The following is a 25571-nucleotide window of genomic DNA, read 5'->3' as shown; positions in this document are numbered from 1 at the left end:
CCTGTAGAAAGAAGGAAGGGCAGATGTCTTTATCAGCGGGGTCAGGGGCAGCCGCCAGTTTTTTGGGCTAACAGTCGCTCTGCCAGCTGCAATTCTGAAACCGTGTTGATGTTGATGGCGATTTCTTGATTATCCAAGATGTAGATGTCTTGGTCGAGCCATTCGTCACCATAGCGTTTGGATCCGTCGATGACGTTGATGCCTACGGGAACTACATCGCGCCCCGCCTCTTGGAAGCAGTACTCGATACACATGCCCAATGAAGCTTTGGTTTCTAAGGGCACTGCAACGGTTAGGGCAGGTTTGCCGCAACGCTCATAATGCGTTACAATATCATCAATCACCAAGGGCTCTACCAACGGCAAATCCGCTGCAACCGCCAAAAACACACCCAACTTGAGTGTAGAGACAACATAACCCATGTCGGATACGTAGTCGTTGCCGGGTGTCTCTATGACTTCAACGCCAAGCGTGCGCATTAATGAAGTGGTTTGGGGGGTTGTTTGACTGGTGGCGACGATTATGCGGCTGATTTTTTTAGCTGCTTTAAGCGCGGCTAGTACGTAGGTGATTGTGGGTTTGCCGCAGACCTCGATTAGGGGCTTCTCTTGGGGCAACTTCATGCGGGTGCCTTTACCGCCTGCCATAACCAACGCGGTTATAGCCATGTGGCCACCGCCAAGATCACAACGGCACAGACCATGCGGGTTATTTCGTCGGTAGCGCCAAACACGTCGCCTGTAACGCCGTTAAAGTGACGATGTGCCACGACAACCATCACAAACCCCGTGAAAACTGCCGCTACGATAGCAAAGAGGCCCATCCAACCGAGCAGTGGCACAGCAATTATCGCTGAAACCGCAATAGCTGCTAATAGTCGCCAGTTGCCGTTGGGTCCATGCATTACTGCAAGGAACGGGGAGTTCATGCCTTCATGGACGGATTTGCCTGCCCACGCTGCCACAACCATCGCCAGCTTCGCCCCCAACTCAACCATGATTAGGGCGGGGAAAATCAGGGGAACAAAAAAGAAGCCACCATAATTGACGACTTGACCGTATCCTGCAAACGCGAAGGCAGTAATCAAATACGTCATCATTGTGAGCCCGATGGCGCCTGCACCTGTGAGTTGGTCATGCATAACCTCAATTTTTTTCTCCGCAGAGCCATGTACCATGACGCCGTCGCCGAAATCCAGCAGTCCATCAGTGTGATGCAGCCCGGTCATCCAAAGCAACAAAGCCAAAGCAATAGCGCCCACCACTAGGGAAGGCAGAAAATAATAGGCAACCCAGCCGAACAAACCCGCTAACAAACCCAAAAACGCGCCGACCAGCGGAAAAACCCACATGTTGCGCGCGCAGTCTGTAAACAGGTTTTCGTCCATGGAGACTGGGAAAACGGTTAAGAAAGAAAGCAAATTCTTAAGTTGTTTTATCGCCAAGCCGCGTCACTTTATGCTCATTAATTGAGCATAATTACGCTCTATCTCCTTAAGAAGGATACCCTTGGTTACTGCGCCGCCAGTCTTGGCCATAGCCGCAATCGAAGCGCCACCAGCACCAACCCCCTCCTTAACGAGACCAGTTTCGTAGATTTGTAGACCTGGAAACGCAGAGGGCCCAAAATCTAGGTCTGCCGCCAAGATGGGGACGTCACAGAATTGGCGCACGATGCCGCAGATGTCAGAGTTTTTGTCTTTAGCCACCCAGCGGGTCGTGCCGACGGCGACGTTGCACAGCGCCTTGGGTTCAAGCGCGTTTATCACAGCTAAAACCGCAGTCATCTGGGTGCCGCCTGCCATCAGAATTGGGGCTTGACGTGAACCGCCTATGACCAGACCTGCCAGCGCCGCCATCATGGGGTCGCCCACAGCTGAAACTGCTTTGATGGGGTTGGCTTTGAGGCTACCGAATTTTTCTCCTGCCGCTTTGAGTCCTGCGGCGACGACTTCGGCTTTGAGGCTGTGAGGGTTTAGGGGGAGCGTGCTGCTGACTTTGCCTTGCGCATCTACTCCCAAAGCTGAGAGTACGCCAAGGGCGGTGGTGGTTCCGCCGGGGATGCTTTCGCCTATGACGAGGTAATCGGCTGTTTTGGCGAGTTGTTCGCCGATGACTTTGCTGCGTTCGATGACTTCTTCGACGTTGTCGACGGAGTCGCCGCTTCGGATGTCGCGTCCGGGGCTGCCGTTGACGTCGATGTAGGGGATTTGGGGTTGGACTTTAACGCCACCATTAACCACTACGACGGGTATGTCGGCTAAGTGGAGTGCGGAGGTGGTTATGAGTGCGGGTGTGGGGATGCCGTCGGGGGTGATGGGGACGCCGCGGATGCTTCTGCATTTTCCTAAAAGGAGGAGTTCGGCGTCTGCGGGTGGGGTGAAGTCGGTGAAGTCGGGGTTTGCGCCTGCCGCTGAGAGACCGGGGATTTTGCCGGTTTCGGTGGTGGCGATGGTTGCGATGAAAAGGGGGTTTTTGCCTTCGATTTCTTGGAGGAAGGCTTTCGCCTTTAACTCGTTATTTGCAAATATGACATCCATCGGGGTTCAGCCTTACTTTGGAGTTACTTTATACTGTTTGATTTCTAAGTACCCAAAGCCATTATCTAAGCGTTTCTTTTCAGACTCGACGAGTTCGACTTTTTGTGTGAAGCCGGGTCCGTCGGTGATGACCGTGTGGTATTCGCCGCCTTCGCCGCAGGGGTCTACGCCGGGAAGCTTTAAGATGTCATCGTAGAATTTTTGGTCCAAGACGCGGCCAAGCCAGTCGAGGCTGAGGTCGCGGTTGGTGCGTACCACTGTTGCTTTGAAGCCCGATTTTAGGTAGTATTGATAGATTAGTTTGGTGTCGCCCATCCAAAGTGGCTTGACTGCGGCTAAGCCGACTTCTTTGAGGACTCGTCCAAGCCAACCTTCTTCGTGGCCTGCGACTTCGTAGATGTCGCCTGTGACTAAGGCTTCGGCGCCTTTGGCTTTGCATTCGCGCAGGACGGCTTTGAAATCGGCTTCGTAGGTTTCTGGGGAGGTGGTTTTTTTGATTAGGGGGATTCCGATGGCTTTGGCTTGGGCGTCAAGTATGCCAGCAGGTATCATGTGGAAGTTTGATTTGGATTCACTCATCATCATAGTAAGAAAGCTCAGGATTTCGTGGCCTTCTTGTTTTGCTAGGTAATATGCGTAGGCGCTGTCTTTGCCGCCGCTCCATGAAGCAACAACTTTCATCTTATTTTCCTCCAAACACTGTTAGGAACAGTTAAACACTCAAATAAGGTTTTACTTGCCAAACATTTAGTTAACCCGCCGTTGGATAAAACTTTGAAGGGAACATTGTGGGTTTTCTTGGTGTTTTGCAAAGTAGAGCCCCTGAGTTGGATGGTTTATCCATGCTTTTCATATAAGGCTTACGGAAATCCCAGCCAACTAAACACCAAAGGTAAAACGCAAGAAATCAGGCAATAAAACAACCCAGCACACAACCATTAAGACGGTTTAGATGCTTCTGGGCGGTCCTCGGCTTTTTTGGAGGTCAAACTAACGTTAATGACAATATTGTTGTAGATAGTTAAGCTGGCATAGGCAGTAGCTTGGGGACTAAGAAACGCCGCTGGTTGGGGGTTTTCTTTTTCTTTAGCTTGAGAAGAGGTTGTTATTTGCTATCGCTCCTTGGGTTTTATGATTTGAGGGGGATAAAATGGTTTGTTGGCTACGCCCTGAAACAATTATGTAGCTAAATGAGTTTGACAGCGGTATTTCTATTTTCAGTGAGGCAGGGAAACTTGGTTTTTAACATAGTTTAGGCTGTTTCTGCACCATTAGTGACCTACCCCCCTTAGGAAAGTAGACCCCCTATAGGTTTCTGCATAGAACCACTAATAGGATCCAAATAGACCCCAAATAGATTGGTGAAGGAAGCAGCGATCAGCAACAGAAAAGATAACGCTAAATGAGGCAACAGCCAAAATAAGGGTGAAAACAACTTTGCCTTTCATAACACTTAAAACTGTCCTTACCCTAAAAAAAGACGGTTAAACTTATGACCCAACAAACCCCGCCCCTGCTAAGCTACCTCGAAGAAAGAGGCATCACCCTTCAAAGCTTAATTGACAGCGCGCTAGAAATGTATGTGCCTCACCCCGGTATCGAAACCCCCGAAAAAGCCACCCAAGCCCTCAAAGCCGAATTCCTCGACATCCTAAAAGACGTCAACATATCCACACTTATCGTCGCAGCCTTCCATGCGCAACAAGAAGCGGAGAATGGCAGAATCCCTGGTTTAACGGTGGAACGTTTTATGGGCAGACCAGGACTAGTTGCGGATGAGCTTATCGGCATAGCCATCGCCACCTACATTGGCGGGTCACGGGGCATGTTTGAGTTTGTCCGCTTTGACCAAGCCAAACCTGGCATCTTAAAAGAACTGCCGCCCCTGACAAACGATGCAATCGGAGCTCTGGTAGCTGGTGCGTCATCGAACGTGTATACGAATGCGCTTAAAAACGCCGAAGCCAAACCATAGGCGAGTTACGCTGTGGGGGCTACCGTAAGAGTTATAACATATCCTGAATTGTGGAGTTAACGTTGGTTCCATGGCGCAAACTCGGCTCTGCATCGTCACGCACACTTTTCTGCCCCACGTCGGCGGCATAGAAAAAGTCGTTAACGAACAAAGCAAGCGATTGCTCCATACAAATTATTCTCCTACAGTTGTCACCAATCGGATAGGTACCCCCAAAACATATTCTGTCGATGGCGTGCCTGTGCATTGCTATGAATCAGTCAACACTGGCTTCCGATTGGGCATTCCCTACTCCATCCCCACTGTGCCAAGTTTCCCCACATTTGTAAAAGCAGTTTCAGAAAGCAAAATCGTGCACGCCCACGGTCACCCCTACCTCACCTCGCTACTCGCGGGCAAACTCGCCAAACAATACGGCAAACCGTTTGTGCTCACCCAACACAACACGTTCATTGAGTACAACAATTTCTTTGATCAAGTCGAACTTGTTAATGACCTGTCTGTGGGAAAACAGAATTTGAACGCTGCCGACAGAATCATTGTCATTAGCGGCGCCACCAAAGAATATGTGCTACGGTTAGGAGCAAAACCTTCCAAAGTTACCCTCATCTATAATGGCGTGGACCTCAAAAGGTTCCGCTTAATCGCTGGCAAACGTGAAGAAATGCGCCGCAAACTCGGCATTCCAAAAGATGCAGTTGTGGTTTTGACGGTGCGGCGACTGGTTTACAAAAACGGCGTAGACACCCTTCTTGACAGCGCCACAATCGCAGTGAAGAAGAACCCGCGTGTGGTGTTTGTGGTTGTAGGCAAAGGTCCCGACTCGGAAAGCGTAAAGATGCAGGTTGCGCAACGGGGGATTGAAGGCAACTTTAGGTTGACAGGGTTTGTGAGCGATGAGGATTTGCCTTCGTATTATAATTTGGCTGATTTGTTTGTGTTGCCCTCTAAATCAGGGGAAGGCTTGCCGTTGGTAGCATTAGAAGCAATGGCTTGCGGTTTACCCGTAGTCGCCACCGACGTCGGAGGAATAGGAGAGATTCTGTTACCCGAATACGGAAAACTGGTACCTCCCAATCAACCCGAAAAGCTTGCAAAAGCCGTGTTAGAATTTGCTCAAGTTGATTTCTCGCGGCAACGCCAAGAAATGCGTTCACGCATCGAAGAACGTTTCAGCTGGGAAACCAATGTTGAGAAGTTAACACAGATATACGAAGAACTTATTTAACCATGAAGCGGAAACATATTAGCCCCTTGAATTGGAAGTTAGCGCATGACGTCAAAAGTTGAAATGGTCTCGGTGGTCATTCCCACACTAAATGAAGCAGGCACTATACTAGATGCAGTTACTACTGTACACAAATACCTCCATTATCCACATGAAATTATTATTGTGGACGGCAAATCCACCGATGGAACCATAGAGATTGTGAAGAAAGTTAATTTCTGCCGTTTAATCATCGAGCCCCGACGAGGCTACGGCGTTGCCCTGCGAACAGGCATGAAAAACGCCAAAGGCAACATCATCATCATGGTTGACGCTGACGGCACCTACGAATTCAGGCACATTAACCGCCTCATCGAACACATGGTCTCCAAAGACGCCGACATGGTTTTAGCCACCCGCATGTATGACCCCAACAAAGCCATGGGCTTCTTCAACTTCCTTGGAAACAAGGTCATCACGTTCTTCTTTGACTTTTGTTACAGCCAAATCATAAGCGACTCCCAATCAGGGTTTAGGGCAATTTCACGCGAAGTTATAGATAAAATGCACTTCAAAGAAACCGATATGGCGTTTGCCACTGAGATGCTGATTCAATTCGCCAAAGAAGGCTACACCATACTAGAAATCCCCACCACATACAAATTCCGCAGCTACGGCAAACCTAAGCTTAAACCATTTAAGTCGGGGATTCAGATATTTAGTACAATATTTAGGGGCTTCTTGGATGCGACTACAATCCGACAAACTTGGAAGAATAGTCCGTATAGACGATGACAAAGGCTTCCTAGTCGCAGTTCTTGTGGCCTTGATTGTGGTCTGCTCAGTCGTGGCAGGATACTTTGTGGTTGCCGCTTTGTACCTTGAGCCCGAAAGTTACAGCACCATCTACATTTTGGACTCACAAAAAAACGCCCTTGACTACCCGGCGACTTTAGTTGCGAACCAGAACAGCACCTTCCAAGTCTACGTCGACGTCGTCAACCACATGAACGACCCCATCAACTATGAGGTGCAGGTCAAGGTCACCCGAAACCTAGGCACCCTACCCGTAGCCGCCGAACCCATCCAAACCTTCACCATTGACAATCTTCAAAATGGAGCCACAGCCGAAAACTCCGCCGTCCTCACCCTAAACAGCCCCGGCGAATACTCCGTGATTTTTGAGCTCTGGCATCAAGACGAGTCAGGAACCTACATTTTTGAAGGCTACAACTACTGCATCCTAAACATACAAGTAACAAACTAACCCATTGTATGCGATCGTCTTTTTTGGACATAAGCTACACACAGTAGCAGCGACACCGATACAGATAATACTATCACAATAATCGTTGGAAAAAGGTTCGTTACTGTAAAAGTAACTGTTTTTGAAACGCCACCTATTCCATAAAGATCGGTAGCATATACGGTTAAATTATGAAAACCTGATGCCAGCCCATTGACGGTCACGTTGCCAGTGACGGTTACATTAGCGTGTCCATCTAAGCTATAACCTATCCAACCCGTTGCTTTATCCACAGTGAAGTTTAGCGGAAAGCCCGATGCGTATACAGCGTTTTCTAAGCAAAACACAGTTAGCTCAGGGGTTTTCCTATTATATACTAGGGGAAAACAATCAATGTTGCCTTTCGATATTACGTATGGTGTATCATATACGCCTTTTTTGTCAAGTTCAGAACCATTAGGATACTTTGTGGAGTAATGAGACCAGTAATTGCCAAGTGACCCATTATCCCAATATTGAATTGTGCCCGAATTTGAGCGTTGAATATATGGTTCACAGAACATATTATTTCCATAAATACAGTTAAAAGTTGCAGTGGTGTGAGCCGCTGAGAGTTCAGTCAGATTATTCCGGATAATGAGGTTATGTGCAGCGTAATTATAAAGCTCTACACCTGAAGTACACTCATCAATTGTATTGAAACTGCTATTAATGAGGGCGATACATTTTCCGGTTATACCTGTTATATGACAATATTGAGAATCTAGGACAAAAATTTCCTTCCATACACTCGTATGCAACTCAAGATTCTTAACCGTCACATTGCGGGCACGTGACAATAACACGCCAGCATTAGAATCTTTGACAATAGTAATGTTATGCCCTGCGCCATCAAACACAATATTACTGCACTCAATATTAATTGCGCAACTTTGGAGATCACTGGTCAACCTGTAATAATTTCCAGTACAGTTTATGCATTGCAAATTGGGACCAGTTATGTTTCCATCAGCTAGAATAGTTATGTAGGGCGCAAACGTTGGTGGCACATACTCCACTCCATATGGAAAAAAGTTCGCGCCCGCTAAATTAATCAGCGATAACTGAGCTACCGATACAACCAAAAGCGCAAAGACTAAAGTCAGCGCAAAGAGTTTCATTAGATCAGCTTCAAGATATTCCTTGAAGAATTGTCAATAAAACAATTTTCGTCAAACTTTTTTGACCAACAAAATCTGAACCACAAACAGGTAAGTCAAGAAACCTTGACTAAGTGTCAAATGCCACTTGTTTTTTCAAGAAAATAGAAAGTAGAGTGAGTGAGAACGACTATCGTTTACGGACGGCGATTTGTTGGGGGATTTTTTGGGGTTGAGCCTGTTTTTGTTTTTCGGTGTAGTCTTTTTCGATGGCGACACGGTGCACGTTGTTGTAGGCGCAGAAGGGGATTATCTTCTTGTCAGGGGTGATGTAGTGGACGACACATCGGCGGACTCGGTTGACGTCAAAGTTGTAGCTGTCCATAAACGCCATGCAGCCCAAAAGGAAGATGCGGCGACGGATTTTACCCAGTGACTGGTAGGTGGGGTTCATGTGCATCTGCATGATGCTCTTCATCAAGGTGAAGGTGCCGACTTCCTTGGTGACTAAGAGCATATTCATCGAAATCATTGCACCCATAAACAGCGGCGCAAGCAACTGCACTCTGCCTTTGGATTCAGCGTGTTCCGCGGTTTTGCGGATAGAGTTGAAGAAGCGGTCAAAATTTACAAAGCGGTTAATCGGATACATTTTGCCGTTATGAGGCGAAACATAAACCCAGTTCACAATGCCGCATTGTGGGCTACAGCTAAACAGGGGCCAAGGTTTTTGCATGAACTGCCGCATAATCTTAATCGGCGAAGTCATAACCGACATCGGGAACAAATCGGTGGTTTTTATTTCGCCGTGGGTTTGTTTCTCGACGTCTTCAGCAAAGCTCCATTCGCGGAAGTTTTCGCGGAAAGGATTCTCCGTCGCTCGCCCCGTGAAGGCGATGGGTTGAAAGATTAAGCCGCGGATGATGTCGGTGTTTTTGGCTGCGAAACGGATCATGTCGCCGACTTCTTCATCGTTGAGGCTCTTCATCAATGTGTTGACCAGGATGATTTCGATGTCGTATTTGCGGCAGACATCAATAGTTCGGAGTTTATAGTTGAGGAGTTCCCGTCCGCGGATTTTTTTGTTAAAGTCCTCGTGGAAACTGTCAAACGATAAGTAAACGATGTTTAAGCCTGCGTCCTTAAATCTAGCTGCAAGCTCAGGATTATCAGCAATCTTCATGCCGTTGGTGGCTAAAATCGTCATGAACTTTAGCTTGTGCGCAGCCGCGATGATTTCGGGCATGTCTTCGCGTTCGCAGGGTTCCCCACCCGAAAACAATATCGCTGGTGGCTTTGGAGAAGCCTTAGCAGCAAACTCTAACATATCGATGAGCGCTTGCTTGGTGGGTTCGTAATCGGTTGATTCCTGATTGGGAAACGTCGAAAAGCACACAGCACACCGCAGGTTGCAGCGTTTGGTAACGTCAATTACGCCGATGACGGTGCCAGATGCGTGGTTTTTGCAGGATTCGCAGACGTAGGGGCAGCCTTGGGGGTTTTTGGATGCTTTGAGGTCGCCTAGGTACTGGAACTGGTCATATTTTACCATGTGGTCAAATATGGGTTGGCTTTGCCAGTGTGTGGCTTTGAATTCGCCGTGTTCGGGGCATTGTTTGGTGATTTGGATTTTGCCGTTGGCTTCACTGAGTTGGGCGTCGATCTTTTTTTGGCAGTCGGGGCAGATGCTTTTTGTTTGGCTCATAGTAACCCTCCAAGTATCGCTTCCATTATAAGAGCTAGCGGTAAAAGAATCATCGACATAGTGACTATTCGCTCATATTTGCGCACATTTTGCACGGTAGAAGCACATGTGATTAGGCGGATGGATGAGTAGATGAGAAGGACGCTCCAGACAAGGATTAGGGGCAAGTAGTAGAGGCTGAAGTGGTCGGGGATGAGGGGCACGGATGGCAGGGGCGCGAGGAGACCTGTGAGTAGGAAGAAGATTGCTGCGACTTTGACTGATTTGGGGCTGCCGATTTTTTGGGGAAGCGTCGGATAGCCCACTTTGGTGTCGCCTTCCACGCTTAAAACGTCGCGTAACACGTTGCCGCCTATTGTGCCAAACGCGATGGGATACAGCGCCAAAGAGATTAGGCTAAGCGTGTCGGTTACAGTTGCTTGCCCATAGAGAAATGCTGTTCCGGTTAGGATGCCGACGAGGATGTTGGCGATAAAGCCCGATTTGCGTTTAACCATATACGAATAGAGCAGCAGCAGAAGAGAATCCACCGCGATTATAGCGAAGCTAAGCCAATTAATCAAAAACGCTAAAACTAAGCCTATGGCGAAGAGGGTTCCCGAGATGGCTATGACCTGTTTGAGGGTTAAGGCACCAGAGGGGATGGGTCGTTTGGGTTTTATGACGGCGTCGCTTTCTCGGTCAAAGAAGTCATTTATGGCGAATCCCGCGGAAGTGATGAAAGCCATGGAGAAGAAAATCAGCAGGGCAACCCAGCCGAAGCCTAAATCGCCCAACGTAGTGGGGACATTGGCGAGGCTTGCCTTGGTTATGGCTAAAGCCGTCAGAAGCGAAAGCCCGCCTGTCATGAGCCAGTAGGGGAGACGTAGCAGCGCGATTAAACCTTTAGCTGGCCCGGCACCACTCATTGGGAGAGTTTCCTCGCAGCGATGACTTCTTTAATGCTTTCTTCTAATGAGACTTTGGGGATCCAACCGAGCTCTTTTTTGGCTTTAGTGATGTCAAACCATATTTTGGTAACATCACCCTGCCAAGAATGACCCGTGGTGGTGACGACGGTTCGGTTTTGAAGGTTAAGAATGGTTAAGATGAGGTTGGCTAATTCGAGGATAGAGGTTGTTTTGCCTAATCCAAGGTTGTAGACTTCTCCGTTGATGCCCTCTTTGGTGCCCATTGTTACTAATGCGTTAACAACATCAGAAACATGAACAAAATCGCGGCATTGCTGACCCGTTCCGAGGATTTCGAGTTTGTCAGGGTTTTTGGCTAATTTATCCAGAAAATCATGGATGACGCCGTGGCATCGTAAGCCATACACGTTGGCGAAGCGTGTTATTACGACTTCTAAGCCGTATTGTTCACGATACATCTGGCAATATTCTTCGCCCACCACTTTGGAAACGCCGTAGCAGGAGAAGGGGTGAAAACCATATGATTCAGGTGTCGGGAATATGGGCGGGTTACCGTAGACGGCGGCGCTGGATGCAAACACAACTTTAGCGTCGTCTTTGCGGGCTTTTTCTAAGACGTGAAGGGTGCCTTTGGCGTTGGTTTCGAAATCGGCAAGCGGATTCTCCATGGAGTAGCCGACGACAACTTGTGCGGCTAGGTGATAGATTAAATCGGTTTTGGGTAAGTCGCAGAGTTTCTTTAAGTCAAGTATGTCGCCTTTGACGAATTTCGCTTTAGGAACATCTTTGACGTTTTCAAGTGTGCCGTTTGAGAGATTGTCATAATTCGTCAAGTTTTCGGTTAAGTCAGAGAGTTTCTTGCACAAGTGGAAGCCAATAAAGCCTGCTCCCCCAGTTACGAGCACATTTTTTCCTTTTAGGTCAGCCATCCGAGTCACGACAAAGCCTATATTCCCATATAGGTAGTTGTAGGTATATGTCGCCTGTGAAAACTATAAAAACTTTTAGGGATTTGTTGTCGTTCCTCACTATAATTCCAGTGGGCGGAAAGGAAGACTTCATTTTCACAACGGCAGCCAACATGTGGCTTTTTCCAATCATAGGCGGCTTCATAGGCATCCTTGGTGCAGCATATTTCGTGGGCTGCAGCTACCTAATTGGAGCCTTACTGGGCTTCGCAAATATGGCAGTAGCATTACCTACAGCTTTTCTGGGCAAACTGCTCCCAGCAGCGATGACACTGGCGTTTCTATCCGTGTTGACTGGACTGCAGCATTTCGATGGCTTAATTGACCTCGGCAACGCCTTGGGGTTACGTAATCTACATGACCGAAAAATGAAAGCCCACGCCTGGACAGTATCCTACGCTGGAGCGGTTTTGGCGTTGGCAGTGGAGTTTGTGGCATTTCTTGGGCTGTTCTTTATCAATCCAGCTTTCGCGGTTGGCGCAATAATCATCGCGGAGGTTTCCGCAAAGTTAGCTATGGTTACGATTGTTTGGGTTGGAAAACCCAGCCATAAAGGCTTAGGCTCAATTTTTCTCGCTAAAGCCAAAAAGAAACTAAACGCCGTAGCCTACGTGTTCGCAGTTGTAATCGCGTTTGCCTGCTTTACGCTATCCGGCAGTTTGCTTTTGGGGGTAGTTGCCGTGGGCATAGCTTTGGTCAGTGTTCCCGTGGCGTTTGTTATGAATAAGGTTTCAAACAGCGTTTTCGGTGGGGTTTCCGGAGACATGATTGGCGCAACCAACGAAGTGGCAAGGGCGGTGGCGCTGATAGTACTTGCAGTCGTTTTGGCGGTGGGGCTGTTTTGAAGATTCCAGCGTTGATTATGGCAGGAGGCAGAGGCACCCGCATGGGGCTACCCACTGAGAAGCCGATGCTGCCTTTTTTGGAAAAACCATTGATTGACTGGGTTGCCCAAGCCATCCAAGAAGCAAAAAACATTTCCCAATTCTACGTGATAACCAGCGCTAACACTCCACAGACAGAAAAGTACTGCGTTGAGAAGGGCTGGAAGTTTGTGCATACCGAAGCAAACGGCTATCACAATGACCTCAAACAGGCAGTGCGTATGCTGGGGTGGTTTGGTCCGGTACTCACCATGCCCGCTGATGTGCCAGCCATAACGGGGGAGTTTTTGGACAGTGTGGTCGATGAGTTTGAAAGGTGCGGAAAGGATTTTTTGGCTGTGTTTGTGCCCATCAAAGCGCGGCAGGATTTAGGGTTATCCATTTCATCCACAGACGAATACAAGGGTGTGTGGTATGCGGTTTCAGGAATAAACGTCATCAACGGCGCCAAAGTTCAAGGAGAAGGTAAAATTGAAACAAGTGCCATCATAACTCAGGAAACCGAGGTTTTGCTTAACGTTAATACCCTCAAAGATGTAGAGTTATCACAGCAGATAATGCGGGCTAAAAAAAGTTAACTAACAAACCATGACAGGCGAATAATTGGCGCCATTATTTTATGTGACTGTGTTTAGCCTACAACATAATTTATTATTTAAAATATTTAAAATAAAAAAACTAATAAACAAATCAAAATCTTGGAAAAAATGAAAAAAACCCGAATAAATAAACAAGTCATTTGTACATTGGAAGAAAAAAAGCTTGCCAAGAAACTTCACAAATCAAGTTTACCATTAATCCACTGTAAATGTGGAGTTTCGATTCTGGTTTTGCCTAACGCCAAAATGATGAGCAATGCAATTGAAAGACACATCAAGACGCATCATGCCAAACCCGCCAAAAACGCCTCAGTCGAAGAAATTAGGCAACATCTAATTGCACAGGTTCTAAGCGTAGCCTCCATTCCGGTTCAAGAATAATAATATTTGAAGCGTTTTTTCATTAAAGCCGTTGCTTGATCGCTTTTTATATCATAGAATATTGATTTTTTTTTGCTGTTAATAGATTTGTAGAACATTACATATGTACAATAAAACTAAAGGTACAAGCATAGGTTTCAAAAAGTTTATTAACAAAAGATAACAAAGAAGAGATTGCCTGAATAGTATACTTTTCTTCAGGCACTAAATATGTTAAGGAACAACCAATTATGCGAATTTTTAGAATCAAAACAAAAACAGCCCTGACCATCTGCCTTATGATACTCATCGCCTCAGCAACACTAATAGCGCTACCCAGCGTCAACGCACACACCCCACCTTGGACAAAAGCAAGCTGGACCTACATCGCCGTCGCACCCAATCCCATCGGCGTCGGCCAAACTGCACTCATCGTTTTCTGGCTAGACACTCTTCCACAAACAGCATCTGGACAATACGGCGACCGATTCAAATTTACCGTAGAAGTCACAAGACCCGACGGAACCAACGAAACCCTAGGCCCCTTTGACTCAGACCCCGTTGGCGGCGGCTGGACAAACTATACCCCCGAACAAACGGGTAACTACATTTTTGTAGCTAAATTCCCCGGCATAACATACACGGGAGTAAACCCACCCCCAGGCGGCTACACAGCCGCATATGCTGCATACATAAACGATACTTTAACCGCAAGCACCAGCGACCCCGTAACATTAGTTGTCCAAGAAGACCCCATCTTAGAGTTCCCAAGCACGCCTCTCCCAACCGACTACTGGACACGCCCCATCTACGCAACCAACCGAGACTGGTCTGAAATCTCAGGCAATTGGCTAGCAGGCGGCTCACCGCTCTATAACTTTAACAACGCAACCAGAGCCCCAGCCACAGCACACATAGTATGGACTAAACCCACAACCACCGGCGGTATCGTCGGACAACCATACGATGACTACAGCTACTTCACAGGCAGCGCCTACGAAACCATGTGGACTGCAGGCATCATAATGTATGGAAGACTATACTACAATGAACCCCGCGCCCCAAGATACGGCTTTTACTGCGTAGACCTCACCACAGGCGAACAAATCTGGTACAACAACGGCTCAGGTCCCATCCAAATAGGCTCCCAAACCGGCGCACACATTGGAGCAACCGAAATCCCCTACACCTACCCAGTATTGTCATTTGGACAAATCCTCGAATACGATTCCCCCAACCAGCATGGAGCCAGCTCATACTTATGGTCCACTTACACCCAAACCAAAGCCACAACCTACTCCTACCAAAGAAACAACGGCTCTTGGTACAACTTCACGGCGCCAGCCAACAGCCCCGTATGGCAAATGTATGACGCCTACACAGGCAAATGGATATGCAACATCGCCAACGTACCCTCTAGCGGCGCACAATTCGCAGCCTCCACAAGAACAGTCGGACCCAACGGCGAAGAACTAATCTACGTCTACGACCAAGCGCACGGTTGGTTAGCACTTTGGAATTCAACAGTGGCGCTTTCGTTCCCAAACAACAACCTAGGCGTCCCCTACTCGGCGTATCAGAGCGCAGAAGCCTTCTACTGGATGTTCCGTGAACCCATAGGCGAAACCATCGACGGCAGCAACGGATACTCCTGGAACATTACGGTACCTAAAAACTTGGGCAGCATCAACAACATATTAAGCAACCAACTCATCGGCGTCAGCGGATTAAGCAGCTTCCAATACGGAGTCGGCGCATACACCATCTGGTCATTGAACTTAAACCCAGAATCCAGAGGGTCTTTGATGTGGATGAAAAACTATACTGGTGCACCTATAACTAACGGCACAATCTCCATGGGACCCATTGATCCACAAGCTGGAATCTTCACCATGAGACTTAAGGAAACACGACAATGGTACGGCTACAGTTTAGCTACAGGCGAACAAGTCTGGGGACCATCAGCATCTCAAGACCAATATGACATGTATGGCTTAAATGGACAAACTGCCTACGGAAAACTCTACTCGGCTGGATATGCAGGCATCCTCTACTGCTATGAAATGGCGACAGGCAACCTGCTTTGGAATTCCTCACTAAACCCCGGCGAACTCGAAGGACCCTATCCGAATTGGCCCGCAGCCCAAACCTACATCGCCGACCACAAAGTTTACGTTACAACCGGCGAACACAGCCACACCCAACCGCTACTCCGCGGATGGACCATTTACTGTTATGACGCAGACAACGGCAAAGGCCTCTGGAACATCACCAGCTTATCCAACGGCATGGCAATCTCAGACGGTTACTTGATAAACTATGACAACATGGACAACTCCATCTACTGCTTCGGCAAAGGCCAAACCGCCACAACAGTCACGGCACCCGACACAGTAATATCGCTTGGAGGAAGCGTAGTCATCCAAGGCACAGTCACCGACCAATCTCCCGGCGCAAGAGGCACACCCGCGATATCTGACAATGACATGACAGCATGGATGGAATATCTCTATCACGAACGAACCAAACCCAACAACGCGCAAGGCGTAACAGTCAGCATAGATACCATTGACCCCAACGGCAACTACCGCCACATCGAAAACGTCACAAGCGACATCAACGGACACTACAGCTACGTGTTCACCCCCGACATCCCAGGCAAATACACAATCGTATCAACCTTTGGCGGTTCAGAAAGCTACTTTAGCTCACATGCACAAACAGCCATGGCAGCCGAAGAAGGAGCCCCCACCCCAACGCCGTCTCCCGTCGCTACAACGGCACCCACTGACATGTACATTTTAGCCTCAACCATAGCAATCATAATCGCCATAGCCATAGTAGGCATACTAATGCTTAGAAAAAGACCCTAAGGGAAAAATTTTTCCCTTTTTCTTTATTTTAACGCCTGTTTTATTTTTTCAACAAGTATCTGGTTATCTTTAGCGGAGCGGACTGTCACACGGAAATAGCTGTCATCCATACCCATAAACGTACAGCAGTCCCGGATGAGTATGTGTTCTTGTGCTAGGGCTTCTTTGAGTTTGGTTGAGTTAAGTTTTTGGTCTTGAATTTTTATGAGCAAAAAGTTTGTGACGGAGGGATAAACCGTTAAGCCTTTGATTTCACCAAGCGCTTGAGCAAGGGCAGCGCGGTTTTGGGCTATGGTGGCTTTGGTGTTATCTATGAAAGCTTTATCATTTAGTGCGGCTAATGTGACGACGCTGGCTAATCCGTTGATGCTCCATGGCTGCCGCACCGTTTCAAGCTTCTCAATCAGGGTCTCTGCGGCAAGGGCGTAGCCAAAGCGTATGCCCGCCATACCGTAGAATTTGGTGACGGAACGGATCACAAAGAGGTTCTCATAATCCTTAACTGCGCCAGCCAAGGTGTTTTTTAGACTGTTATTGTCGAATTCTATGTAGTTTTCGTCTACGCTAAAGATGACGTCTTTTTTGTGGCAGAATTCCACAAGGTCAAGGAGTTGGGGTTTGGTGTAGAGTGTTCCTGAGGGACTGTGGGGGTTGCAGAGGCAGAGAATTTTTGTGTCGTCGGTTATGGCTTGCTTGATTTTTTCTGTTTCAAGAGTGAAGTTTTGAGGTAACTGTAAAAATTGGGGTTCACCGCCGACGCGCAAAGCAGCCTTCTCATATTCCGAGAAGGAAGGAATAGGAACGAGGGCTTTGAATTTGTCAGGCAAGATTTCAGTAATCATGTAGATAAGTTCGATTGAACCGTTCCCAAGCAACACATTTTCTGGGTCGATGCCTTCGCCGACGTAGCTGGCGATTTGCTCTTTAAACTCAACGGGATTTGGGTCGGGATAGTAACGGATAAGACGTGCGTTCTCTTTAACGGCGTCAATGGCCTTTTGTGGGGGCCCTAGATAGTTTATGGGTCCACTGAATTCTAAAACCTCGTCAAGGGGTATGTTGTATTTTCTGCTAAATCCCCATATGTCTCCGCCATGGCTCACGAAACGGCGTTTCTTACATGTACTAGACACGTTTCTCTTCCTCCATCAACCGGCTAATTTCTTTCTCCACTACTAAGTCGGCTTTATAGTGAGCGTTATACAAGTTAACAACCTTGTATAGCCAATACACGCCCCCAACACCCAATGTAACAACCGTTATCAAAGCATATGTTTTTATCGGTATAGTCTGCGGCATGAAAACACGCTGTGGCAATGCAGCCGCCAAAAACTCGTCTTGCTTACGCTCATGTACCACCAAATCCCGCGACAACAAATAGACAATGACAAAAGCAGGCACCACCAAAATGATGCTTGCCGCCCACACCTTCGCATTCATGACTTTGAAGTGGCTATTTGTTTGAGGAACGGGTTTGCCTTTGCTGCCCAGATACTGCGCTATTTTGCGTTCCAGTTCAGCTTCATGGGAAAGATGCCTGTTTCTGCCCTCTACCAATCGGTAAAACATGGGGAAAAACGCGGCGCCAAATGTTACGACTGCTCCCAAGAACCACATTGAAAACCATACCTTACGGTCCGCGTACGTTGGGGTGTTTAGGGTGGTCGCCATCGTGTGTTCAAACTGCCCTGAGTTGCTTACAACGTTGGGGGAGCCAAACTTTATAAGGTCTTCCATTGGAGGTTAACAATAAAATGAGCTCACGTCAAATGTTGCTCTCCATCATAATTCCCGTATACAACGAGGAATTAACCATAGGCAACATCATTGACCGCACCAAGAAGGCGGCTCAAAAAAGCGGTTTACCTTTTGAAATCATAGTGGTCAACGACTTATCCTATGACCACTCGCTAGAGGTTGCATGCAAACGCGGCGTGAGAGTTTACAGCTTAAAGATGCACCTTGGCAAGGGCTACGCGCTCCGAGCGGGCTTTGCACAAACCAAAGGCGACATAGTCGTCACCCTAGACTCTGATGGGTCACATTGGCCCGAGGAACTCCAAGAAGTTTTAGCCCCCGTCCTATCTGGCAAAGCAGACATGGTGATTGGTTCACGATACATGAACCACAAACGGGTTGAGGCACGTCAACTCAACAAGTTCGGCGTCCGCATATTCAACTACCTCATCCAACTCTTCACTGGCGTTGCCATCACTGATTCCCAGTCGGGTTACCGTGCTATGAAGCGGGAAGTGCTAAGTGGGCAAAAGCTAAAGTCGGGAGAATACGAAATAGAGTCTGAAATGCTTGTCAAAACCGCCAAGGCTGGTTTTCGCATAACCGAAGTGCCGATAACCTTTGAGCAACGCACCTACGGACGGTCAGGAGTGGATCCGTTAGTAGATGGCTCCAAAATTTTGTTATCTATTGTGATGGCATACTTGAAGGGGTAACGATATGGCGGAAGCTGATTACCCCAAAGTCTCAATTATCGTTGCCTCCTACAACAATCAAGACACCATCAAAGAATGCTTAGAAGCTGTGCTGGCGCAGAATTACCCCAAAGACCATTTTGAAGTTATCCTTATGGATGGAGAAAGCAAAGACGACACGGTTAAAATCGCTGAGCAGTTCCCCATCAAAGTCGTCTCCATCAGCCTCAACTGCCCAGCCGCCTACAATTACGCCATGAAAATCGCGGCTTACCCCATTTTGGGTTACGTGGACTCAGACGCCAAAGTCGAAGCAGACTGGCTAAAAAAACTGGTCCCACGCTTAAACGAACCCGAGGTGGCAGGCGTTAGCGGTAGCATCGAAACATGGAACAGCGACAACCCGTGGGCGCGTAGCATAGGCTATGACCTCAAAATGCGGTACCGCCGCATCGGCAAATACACGGGACGCATAGCCACCATGAATCTGCTGCTCAAGCGTACGGTGATTGAGGAGGCGGGGGGCTGGAACGAGAACCTGCCCAGCCAGTACGACACGGATTTTGGTTTTCGGATTAGCGCAAAAGGCTACAAAATTGCCTATGAACCCAGCGCGGTCTGTTACCACTTCAACCGCCCCACCTTGAAAGCGTATTATCGGCAGCAGCGTCAATACGGCAAAAACACGCTTCGGCTCTACTTTATGCATGGGCGACTTGCTCAGGGGGACGAAATCACCGATGTAGGCATGAACATTCAGCCGATTTTGCTTTTGGCGTTGGTTGTGTCTTTTATTTTAGGGATAGTGCCCCTTTTGAGGTTGCTGTGGATTGTTTCCGCAGCCATTTTGGTGGCGATGCTGCTTTACTTTAGCTTCTCAGCCCTCAAAATCTCCCGCGCCGTTCACGAAAATGTGGTTTCGCGCCTTGTTGCGCTATACTTCGTGCGGTCGATAGCATGGTTTGTTGGCGCAGTCGACACAACAGTCAAGTACCTATTTAGGAGAAACACCTAGTGACAGCTCGCAAAATCTGTTTCATTTCCCCCGAATACTGGCCCCTAACCGGCGGCACTGGCAGCTACGTCTACTACTTAAGCAATCAACTTCAGAAAAACGGCTACAACATCTACGTCGTCACAGGCGCTAACCAAGCCCAAGACGTCCACGTTAACCCCCAACTTGACGTGTCGTTTCTCAAAATCCCCAAAATGCCCATCGTGAAATCGTTTATGCTCGCGCAGGCAAGCAGCCGCAAACTCCAAAGCGTACGAGACACCGCCAACGTAGACATAACCCATCCCCAACTGCCGTTAACCCCCAGTTTTGCAGTGCCCCCCAACTTTGGCAACACCCTCGTCTGCACAGTGCATTCCACTTGGAAGGGTGAAGCAGAAGCCATCCGCGGCGAACCCTACAGCAGACTAAACGCGAACGAAAAGTTCCTTGTCAGTTTCAATGGGTTTTTGCGGTTCTTCGAAGAAGGCATGCTCGCGCGGGCACGAAAAATCATCGCCGTTAGCCACTTTACCAAATGGGAACTCACCCACTACTACAAAATCCCCGCAAGCAAAATCCAAGTTATCCACAATGGCGTAAACATAAACAAATTCAAACCCACAACCGACAAACGAAAAGCCAAAGCGGAGTTGGGCTTTAACCCCGACGACCCCGCCATCGTCTCGGTGGGGCGCCTCTACGCACGCAAAGGCCTCTTCACGTTAATCGAATCTATGCCCGCAGTGACTCGACGGTTCCCCCGAGCCAAATTCATCATTTCAGGTAAGGGGCAAAGCGACGAAATGCACAAACTAGTCGCTCATGCCGAGCGGTTAGGCGTTAGAGACAACATCATATTTACAGGCTACACCCCAGACAAGGACCTACCGAAACTCTATCAAGCCGCTGACGTCTTTGCGTTTAGCACGTTCTATGAGCATCATCCCTTTGCGGTATTGGAGGCACTTGCCACGGGGTTGCCCGTTGTGACAACCACTGTGGGGGGGATACCTGAAACCATCAAAACAGGCACAAACGGGCTGCTGGTAAAGCCCTTCCATTCGGGGCAGTTTTCTGATGCTATTCTACGGTTGCTTGAGAACCCCGCGGAAGCCAAAGAGATGGGCGTTAAAGCGCGGGAAACTGTTGTGCGAGAGTTGGATTGGCGTATAGTGGTTAAGGACGCTATGAAAGTCTACGACCAAGCGCTCAGCTAACCGACTTGGGTGCTTTCGCCGCGGTAGGTTTTGGTGACTTTCTGGAACAGCTTCACGATGTCTAGCGAGCAGAAGAAAAATTTCGTTAGGAACTCGTGTTGGTAGATGAAGATTTGGGCTTTTACGGGGAGGTCGATTCGTGGGGGCTCAAACCGATGTGCAACCGCCTCGACAGGTAACCCCTCAACTTTAATGTCGTAACCGGTCATGGCGACTTTGTTGGCGAGGTAGCTCAGATAGGTTTCTTTCCACTTAAGCATCATAACCTGTGCGGCAACAATATCAAGCGCCAAAGCATCCGTCGATGTGAGCATCAAATCCATCTTGACGGGTTTGCCCTTGGTGGGTCCATTACCCTCAATCCCTGTGCGTGCATCCATGATGGTGAGTTGCGGCTTAAACAGGGTGTAGAGACGATAGAACACCTCGGGCAGATAGGGATGGAGGTAGATGCGTTTGTTGCTGGGCACACAACCGAACAGATTTTTGATGGCACCGCTGTACGCCATGAACTCGTGGGTTTTCATCAGCGGCAAATCCACCACGGCGTCCGCGTCGAGGATGACTTTGGGCAAAAATAGCCGTTTAAGCGGGCAACCGTCGGGGAACTTGACTTCCACCACTTCGCCTTCTGAGAGGTTAACTGCGGTACCGCCAGCGGATTCCACTGCTTTCTGCATGCCTGTCTTGTCGAAGGCGGTCCAACAGGGATAATTGAACCCGTTAGATTCGCCGACAATAACTTCGCTGTTTCCGTCACGCAACAAACCCACCACCTGCGCCATAACCGTGGGGCTTGTGACGACGCCAGGCAAGTATTCGGGGTGGCTAAGATTGGGCTTGATGAAAACACGTTTTTTGCCTCGGAGATTAGCGTTTGCGACGGCTTCTTTGATTATGTCACTTACGTCTTCGCCTGCACGATATATCTTTACTGTGGGGGGTTTAGGCGCCATTGGCTATTTTCACTCCATTTAGGCAGCCAGGGTCGCCCCGAAGCGTGTCGCCGTCATGATAGGCGGCGGATCGGGCTCGGCAGCCTCCGCAGATATATTTGTAATCGCATACGCTGCAGGAACCTTTGAGGTTAGCGCGGTTACGGAACGCGTTAAAGAGGGGCGCGTTGAGCCAGATGTCTTTGAATGTGCGGGTTTTTAGGTTGCCCACGTTTTCGGGCAGAAACACGCAGGGACGCACATCTCCCTGCGGAGAGATTGCGCAGTAGAGTCTACCCGCGCCGCATCCGCCAATAAACTCGCCCAGCGGAACAGCCTTCTTGGTGACTTTGACGGTCTGCATGTGTGCAAGCGCCATGGTGACTTCGCCTGTGCCAGACGGACCCTGACATTGCGCGGCGACGCGTGCCAGCTGGGGCGCGGTGGCAAGAATTGTGGTTTTACAGCCAGCCGACATACGGTTAAGCAAATAACGCATGACTTCTTCACGCTCCTGAGGCGAGAGGTCTTGGTCTACGTGGGCTTTGCCGCGTCCGGCAGGAATGAAGTTGAAGTAAGTGAAACGTTCCACCTCAAATTGCTCCGCCAAATCGATAATGGCAGGTAGCTCAGCCATGTTGTTTTTGCCCACGGTGGTGGCTATGCATGCGCATATGTCTGCTTCGACGCAGTTCTTAAGGCCTGCAATGGCGCGGTCAAAGGCGCCTGGGACGCCGCGGAACTCGTCATGGGTTTTTGCGGTTGCTCCGTCGATGCTAATGTCTATGTAGTTGACTTTGGCTTCTTTGAGTTTCTGCACGTTCTCTTTAGTTAGCAACGTCCCGTTGGAGGCAAGAGACACATATAATCCGCGGTCGGATGCGTAACGCGCGACCTCAAAGAAGTCTTTGCGGGTGATGGGTTCGCCGCCGCTAAAGGCCAACGCCGTAACATGCGCATCAGCCAGTTGGTCTACGACGTTGAGGGCTTGCTGAGTGGTTAATTCGCCCTCGTCAGGTTCACCACTGTTGGAATAGCAGTGTTTGCATCGCAGGTTACATTTGTGGGTGAAATCCCAAACCACCAAAAAAGGCGCAACAAGCGACATTGGCTTTTTTATGCCGAAATAAGCGAAGGATTCCACTAAGTTAATGACTGCGTTGCGTGCGTAACGGTCGGTGAGGAGTTTTTCGACTTTGGCGCGTTTAAATCCCAAGGCGCGTCGGAGGAATTCTATCCAGAAGGCGATAATCTGCGAGTAGAAATGGCTGCATTTGCTGCAGTTTTTGTCTGTTTTGCCGCCGTAATCATCCAATGCAGCTTCCAACACGGTTCTGCCACATACAGGACACTTCCTAAGCGAGAGCTGAAGCATCTTTTTGGTCATCGGCATTGAAACGATGCCGTTCCAGAATGTGTCGTGGCTAAGGATGCTCATCGGTTCTTCTCCAGGCAGATTGATAGTATTTGCGTCTGGGGTGGATGTAAAGATTTCTCTAAAACCGCAGCCAAAGATTTGACCATCCAAGAGGCATTATGCATTGACACACCCTTGCCGCTTTACACCGGGGGGTAGTCTCAAGACCACAGTTTGTTTTGCTTTAGTTTTCTAACCGTAATTGATATTAGGGCTCTACTCGAAGTAGTGTGCAAAGCAGTGTTTGGGTTACCTTTGCTGTTTGACCTGTTAAGTTTCGTAGTTGCCTTCGTGATGCTGGTTTTGGCAGTCGCATTAGCCATGGTTATTGGTGACCCCTCACCCAACTATCCTGACCGCCTCGCCTTCAAACTCCACCCAACTGTGCTTATGGGCAACTTCACAGCAAAAATCAAGCCCGCCTTCAAAAATCCCAACCCCAAAACCGAAAAATTCCTCGGCTTACTGCTTGGCTTAACAGTCATCGCCGCCTTTGCGGTCCCAACGTTTTTTGGGCTTTGGCTAATCCTCACCTACATCCCAAGCACCATTGTAAGCCTGCTTCTTTACGCCGTAATCGGCATCATCCTGCTAAAAATGACGCTATGCATCAAGCTGGAAACGGATTGGGCAAAAGCCGCCGCCAAAGCCATAGACGCCAACGACCTCGACGAAGCAAAGAAATACAGCCACTTCAGCCGACGCGACAGCCGCACCCTAAACGGAGCCCAAATCAGCAGCGCAGTCATCGAATCCATGTCAGAAAACCTAATCGACTTCAAACTCTCCCCCATGATGTCCTTTGCGCTCTTCGGAGTCACAGGCGCCGTTGCATTCCGCGCGATTAACACGCTTGACGGCATGGTGGGCTTCAAAGACAAAGAAAACATCAACATAGGCTGGTTTAGCGCCAACCTCGACAACTTCGTCAACTTCATCCCCACACGACTCACTGCACTCTTGATGATTGTTGCCGCAGCAATCTTGGGGATGGATGCTAAGAATGCGTGGCGCATCGCCAAACGAGACCATAAACTAACTCCTAGCCGCAATCACGGTTGGCCTATGGCAGCTGTTGCAGGCGCACTTCATGTGCAACTTGAAAAGCCAGGGCAATATGTCCTTGGAGACGCCGAGAAACCGCTCAATGGCGACACGATTTTGGGGGCATTGCGGATTCGCGATGTAACCATTGTGCTCTGGGGGCTGTTGTGTGTGTTGGTGATGTTTGTGGTGCGGTTCTGGTTCATCCCTGTATAAGCCATTTGCGCTTATGGTTTCAAATTATATAAATTCCAGAAGCCCCTCTATCAAACCAACCTCAAAGAGGAGTGACAAACTCGTTGTCAACTGACGAAGCCTTTAAACAAAAAATCTACGAAGCCAACATAGCAGTGCACAAAAAAGAAGCCCAATACTACGAATTCATCCACCCCGAAGTCTACGGCAAACAAGAACAACGCCGCATCGCCCAAATCCTGCGAACCCTCGACGGACTCGTCACCGACAACCACAAAACAGCGCTAGACATCGGCGCTGGCACAGGCAACCTCACGGGCAGAATGTTGGCGATGGGTTACAGCGTAACCGCCGTGGACATCTCCGCGGAGATGTGCGTCATACTGCGTCGCAAGTACCAAAGTTATCTTCAAGCGGGCAAACTAACCGTCATCAACTCACCCATAGAGAAGCTCTCTTTTGAGGCAGGCAAATTTGACATAGTCACGTTTTACTCAGTGCTCCATCACTTACCCGACTACTTGGGCGCGGTGGAAACTGTTTTGGTGTTTCTCAAGCGGGGCGGCGTAATCTACATTGACCACGAAGCATCCCCCTATTATTGGAAGCCTGAGCGCAGCATGCTTGCCAACATCATAAAAGGACTCTACTACCACTCCAGCCCCATCCTAAACATCCTCTACTTCCAGCTTGAGGGCGTAAAAATCCCCCACATCGACTACACCCTCTCAGACTACTGGCACAAAAAAGACCACTCCCTCGACCACCAACGCCTTGAAGCCATCTTTAGACACAAAAAATTCCAGTACCAAAAACGCACTGACTACTTTGAGCACAGCACTTGGATTCCTAACCCACTGGGGCTCTTCTATCGGCTGGTCTGTAAGCCTGAGCTGAGCTATTGGGTGGCAAAAAAGTAAGCCGCCTC

25 protein-coding genes are annotated in these 25571 nt (G+C 48.7%); 13 read left to right on the top strand and 12 right to left on the bottom strand.

The features are described from left to right. Positions 1-41: 41 nt before the first annotated feature. From NWE92_10560 to NWE92_10545, 4 genes are read right to left on the bottom strand one after another with little or no spacing between them, the layout of a single operon-like run. On the bottom strand, positions 42-668 hold the full coding sequence (locus NWE92_10560) for an NTP transferase domain-containing protein (GenBank protein MCW4030071.1): 627 nt from the start codon (positions 666-668) through the stop codon (positions 42-44). Next, complete coding sequence (cobS, locus tag NWE92_10555; protein MCW4030070.1) at positions 659-1444, bottom strand: adenosylcobinamide-GDP ribazoletransferase; 786 nt, start codon at positions 1442-1444, stop codon at positions 659-661. Before cobS ends, NWE92_10560 begins: the two co-directional genes overlap by 10 nt. A 6-nt stretch (positions 1445-1450) precedes the next feature. Then, the gene (locus tag NWE92_10550) at positions 1451-2539 is read right to left on the bottom strand and encodes a TIGR00303 family protein (GenBank protein MCW4030069.1); all 1089 of its coding nucleotides are present in this window, start codon (positions 2537-2539) and stop codon (positions 1451-1453) included. Between the two features lie 12 nt (positions 2540-2551). After that, entirely contained in the window at positions 2552-3220 is a 669-nt protein-coding gene (locus NWE92_10545) for a diphthine--ammonia ligase (protein ID MCW4030068.1), read from the bottom strand. Between the two features lie 811 nt (positions 3221-4031). Between NWE92_10545 and NWE92_10540 the strand changes: the two genes are divergently transcribed. From NWE92_10540 to NWE92_10525, 4 genes are all read left to right on the top strand, one after another. Next, on the top strand, positions 4032-4514 hold the full coding sequence (locus tag NWE92_10540; GenBank protein ID MCW4030067.1) for an alpha-ribazole phosphatase CobZ: 483 nt from the start codon (positions 4032-4034) through the stop codon (positions 4512-4514). Positions 4515-4584: 70 nt separating this feature from the next. Next, positions 4585-5742 carry a glycosyltransferase family 4 protein gene (locus tag NWE92_10535; protein ID MCW4030066.1) on the top strand — a complete coding sequence of 386 codons (1158 nt, stop codon included), beginning with the start codon at positions 4585-4587 and terminating at the stop codon, positions 5740-5742. A 45-nt stretch (positions 5743-5787) separates the two neighbouring features. Then, the gene (locus NWE92_10530) at positions 5788-6516 is read left to right on the top strand and encodes a glycosyltransferase family 2 protein (GenBank protein ID MCW4030065.1); all 729 of its coding nucleotides are present in this window, start codon (positions 5788-5790) and stop codon (positions 6514-6516) included. Continuing rightward, positions 6467-6988, top strand: a complete 522-nt coding sequence (locus NWE92_10525) for a DUF1616 domain-containing protein (GenBank protein MCW4030064.1) — start codon at positions 6467-6469, stop codon at positions 6986-6988. Before NWE92_10530 ends, NWE92_10525 begins: the two co-directional genes overlap by 50 nt. Here the strand turns inward: NWE92_10525 and NWE92_10520 are convergent. From NWE92_10520 to NWE92_10505, 4 genes are all read right to left on the bottom strand, one after another. Next, on the bottom strand, positions 6985-8127 hold the full coding sequence (locus NWE92_10520; protein ID MCW4030063.1) for a hypothetical protein: 1143 nt from the start codon (positions 8125-8127) through the stop codon (positions 6985-6987). The two genes, NWE92_10525 and NWE92_10520, sit on opposite strands and share 4 nt — an antisense overlap. A gap of 169 nt (positions 8128-8296) precedes the next feature. Beyond that, positions 8297-9811 carry a radical SAM protein gene (locus tag NWE92_10515; GenBank protein ID MCW4030062.1) on the bottom strand — a complete coding sequence of 505 codons (1515 nt, stop codon included), beginning with the start codon at positions 9809-9811 and terminating at the stop codon, positions 8297-8299. Beyond that, complete coding sequence (locus NWE92_10510) at positions 9808-10719, bottom strand: UbiA family prenyltransferase (protein MCW4030061.1); 912 nt, start codon at positions 10717-10719, stop codon at positions 9808-9810. Before NWE92_10510 ends, NWE92_10515 begins: the two co-directional genes overlap by 4 nt. Beyond that, positions 10716-11651, bottom strand: a complete 936-nt coding sequence (locus NWE92_10505) for a GDP-mannose 4,6-dehydratase (GenBank protein ID MCW4030060.1) — start codon at positions 11649-11651, stop codon at positions 10716-10718. The genes NWE92_10510 and NWE92_10505 overlap by 4 nt, the downstream gene beginning before the upstream one ends. Before the next feature lie 56 nt (positions 11652-11707). On the opposite strand from NWE92_10505, the gene NWE92_10500 reads away from it, so the two are divergent. The 4 genes from NWE92_10500 to NWE92_10485 all read left to right on the top strand — a co-directional run bounded on the left by NWE92_10500 (position 11708) and on the right by NWE92_10485 (position 16406). Beyond that, positions 11708-12535 carry an adenosylcobinamide-GDP ribazoletransferase gene (locus tag NWE92_10500; GenBank protein MCW4030059.1) on the top strand — a complete coding sequence of 276 codons (828 nt, stop codon included), beginning with the start codon at positions 11708-11710 and terminating at the stop codon, positions 12533-12535. Further along, entirely contained in the window at positions 12532-13152 is a 621-nt protein-coding gene (locus NWE92_10495) for an NTP transferase domain-containing protein (GenBank protein ID MCW4030058.1), read from the top strand. Before NWE92_10500 ends, NWE92_10495 begins: the two co-directional genes overlap by 4 nt. A gap of 129 nt (positions 13153-13281) precedes the next feature. Beyond that, positions 13282-13554 carry a hypothetical protein gene (locus NWE92_10490; protein MCW4030057.1) on the top strand — a complete coding sequence of 91 codons (273 nt, stop codon included), beginning with the start codon at positions 13282-13284 and terminating at the stop codon, positions 13552-13554. Between the two features lie 230 nt (positions 13555-13784). Then, entirely contained in the window at positions 13785-16406 is a 2622-nt protein-coding gene (locus NWE92_10485; GenBank protein ID MCW4030056.1) for a PQQ-binding-like beta-propeller repeat protein, read from the top strand. Positions 16407-16429: 23 nt separating this feature from the next. Here NWE92_10485 and cobD read toward each other — a convergent pair whose 3' ends face one another. Both cobD and NWE92_10475 read right to left on the bottom strand, forming a co-directional pair. Then, positions 16430-17539, bottom strand: coding sequence for a threonine-phosphate decarboxylase CobD (gene cobD, locus NWE92_10480; GenBank protein ID MCW4030055.1), 1110 nt, complete (start codon positions 17537-17539; stop codon positions 16430-16432). After that, the gene (locus NWE92_10475) at positions 17532-18143 is read right to left on the bottom strand and encodes a hypothetical protein (GenBank protein MCW4030054.1); all 612 of its coding nucleotides are present in this window, start codon (positions 18141-18143) and stop codon (positions 17532-17534) included. Before NWE92_10475 ends, cobD begins: the two co-directional genes overlap by 8 nt. 17 nt (positions 18144-18160) lie before the next feature. Between NWE92_10475 and NWE92_10470 the strand changes: the two genes are divergently transcribed. The 3 genes from NWE92_10470 to NWE92_10460 are packed head-to-tail and all read left to right on the top strand — an operon-like array spanning position 18161 to position 21052. Further along, positions 18161-18859, top strand: a complete 699-nt coding sequence (locus NWE92_10470) for a glycosyltransferase family 2 protein (protein ID MCW4030053.1) — start codon at positions 18161-18163, stop codon at positions 18857-18859. 4 nt (positions 18860-18863) lie between these two features. Next, a complete protein-coding gene (locus NWE92_10465; GenBank protein MCW4030052.1) occupies positions 18864-19853 on the top strand; it encodes a glycosyltransferase in 990 nt (329 codons plus the stop codon). Continuing rightward, complete coding sequence (locus NWE92_10460; protein MCW4030051.1) at positions 19853-21052, top strand: glycosyltransferase family 4 protein; 1200 nt, start codon at positions 19853-19855, stop codon at positions 21050-21052. The genes NWE92_10465 and NWE92_10460 overlap by 1 nt, the downstream gene beginning before the upstream one ends. Here the strand turns inward: NWE92_10460 and NWE92_10455 are convergent. Next, positions 21049-22008: a DUF362 domain-containing protein gene (locus tag NWE92_10455; GenBank protein MCW4030050.1), complete on the bottom strand. Its 960-nt coding sequence runs from the start codon at positions 22006-22008 to the stop codon at positions 21049-21051. The two genes, NWE92_10460 and NWE92_10455, sit on opposite strands and share 4 nt — an antisense overlap. Further along, positions 21998-23515, bottom strand: coding sequence for a radical SAM protein (locus tag NWE92_10450; GenBank protein ID MCW4030049.1), 1518 nt, complete (start codon positions 23513-23515; stop codon positions 21998-22000). Before NWE92_10450 ends, NWE92_10455 begins: the two co-directional genes overlap by 11 nt. 63 nt (positions 23516-23578) lie before the next feature. Here NWE92_10450 and cbiB point away from each other — a divergent pair, with 63 nt between their 5' ends. Together cbiB and NWE92_10440 are read left to right on the top strand one after the other, a co-directional pair. After that, entirely contained in the window at positions 23579-24664 is a 1086-nt protein-coding gene (gene cbiB, locus NWE92_10445) for an adenosylcobinamide-phosphate synthase CbiB (protein MCW4030048.1), read from the top strand. Between the two features lie 83 nt (positions 24665-24747). Continuing rightward, positions 24748-25563 (top strand): class I SAM-dependent methyltransferase, encoded by an 816-nt coding sequence (locus NWE92_10440; GenBank protein ID MCW4030047.1) that lies wholly within the window; start codon positions 24748-24750, stop codon positions 25561-25563. The last annotated feature ends 8 nt before the right edge of the window (positions 25564-25571 follow it).

Source organism: Candidatus Bathyarchaeota archaeon (assembly GCA_026014745.1).
GTDB lineage: Archaea > Thermoproteota > Bathyarchaeia > Bathyarchaeales > Bathycorpusculaceae > Bathycorpusculum.
Note: the sequence above shows the minus strand (reverse complement) of the source record. Positions and strands in the feature narration are given on the sequence as shown.

Excerpts from the sequence above, each read along its gene's own strand:
- NWE92_10560 (MCW4030071.1), bottom strand. The coding sequence starts at position 668 with ATGGCTATAACCGCGTTGGTTATGGCAGGCGGTAAAGGCACCCGCATG.
- NWE92_10550 (MCW4030069.1), bottom strand. The coding sequence starts at position 2,539 with ATGGATGTCATATTTGCAAATAACGAGTTAAAGGCGAAAGCCTTCCTC.
- NWE92_10545 (MCW4030068.1), bottom strand. The coding sequence starts at position 3,220 with ATGAAAGTTGTTGCTTCATGGAGCGGCGGCAAAGACAGCGCCTACGCA.
- NWE92_10540 (MCW4030067.1), top strand. The coding sequence starts at position 4,032 with ATGACCCAACAAACCCCGCCCCTGCTAAGCTACCTCGAAGAAAGAGGC.
- NWE92_10535 (MCW4030066.1), top strand. The coding sequence starts at position 4,585 with ATGGCGCAAACTCGGCTCTGCATCGTCACGCACACTTTTCTGCCCCAC.
- NWE92_10530 (MCW4030065.1), top strand. The coding sequence starts at position 5,788 with ATGACGTCAAAAGTTGAAATGGTCTCGGTGGTCATTCCCACACTAAAT.
- NWE92_10525 (MCW4030064.1), top strand. The coding sequence starts at position 6,467 with ATGCGACTACAATCCGACAAACTTGGAAGAATAGTCCGTATAGACGAT.
- NWE92_10520 (MCW4030063.1), bottom strand. The coding sequence starts at position 8,127 with ATGAAACTCTTTGCGCTGACTTTAGTCTTTGCGCTTTTGGTTGTATCG.
- NWE92_10515 (MCW4030062.1), bottom strand. The coding sequence starts at position 9,811 with ATGAGCCAAACAAAAAGCATCTGCCCCGACTGCCAAAAAAAGATCGAC.
- NWE92_10510 (MCW4030061.1), bottom strand. The coding sequence starts at position 10,719 with ATGAGTGGTGCCGGGCCAGCTAAAGGTTTAATCGCGCTGCTACGTCTC.
- NWE92_10505 (MCW4030060.1), bottom strand. The coding sequence starts at position 11,651 with ATGGCTGACCTAAAAGGAAAAAATGTGCTCGTAACTGGGGGAGCAGGC.
- NWE92_10490 (MCW4030057.1), top strand. The coding sequence starts at position 13,282 with ATGAAAAAAACCCGAATAAATAAACAAGTCATTTGTACATTGGAAGAA.
- NWE92_10485 (MCW4030056.1), top strand. The coding sequence starts at position 13,785 with ATGCGAATTTTTAGAATCAAAACAAAAACAGCCCTGACCATCTGCCTT.
- NWE92_10475 (MCW4030054.1), bottom strand. The coding sequence starts at position 18,143 with ATGGAAGACCTTATAAAGTTTGGCTCCCCCAACGTTGTAAGCAACTCA.
- NWE92_10470 (MCW4030053.1), top strand. The coding sequence starts at position 18,161 with ATGAGCTCACGTCAAATGTTGCTCTCCATCATAATTCCCGTATACAAC.
- NWE92_10465 (MCW4030052.1), top strand. The coding sequence starts at position 18,864 with ATGGCGGAAGCTGATTACCCCAAAGTCTCAATTATCGTTGCCTCCTAC.
- NWE92_10455 (MCW4030050.1), bottom strand. The coding sequence starts at position 22,008 with ATGGCGCCTAAACCCCCCACAGTAAAGATATATCGTGCAGGCGAAGAC.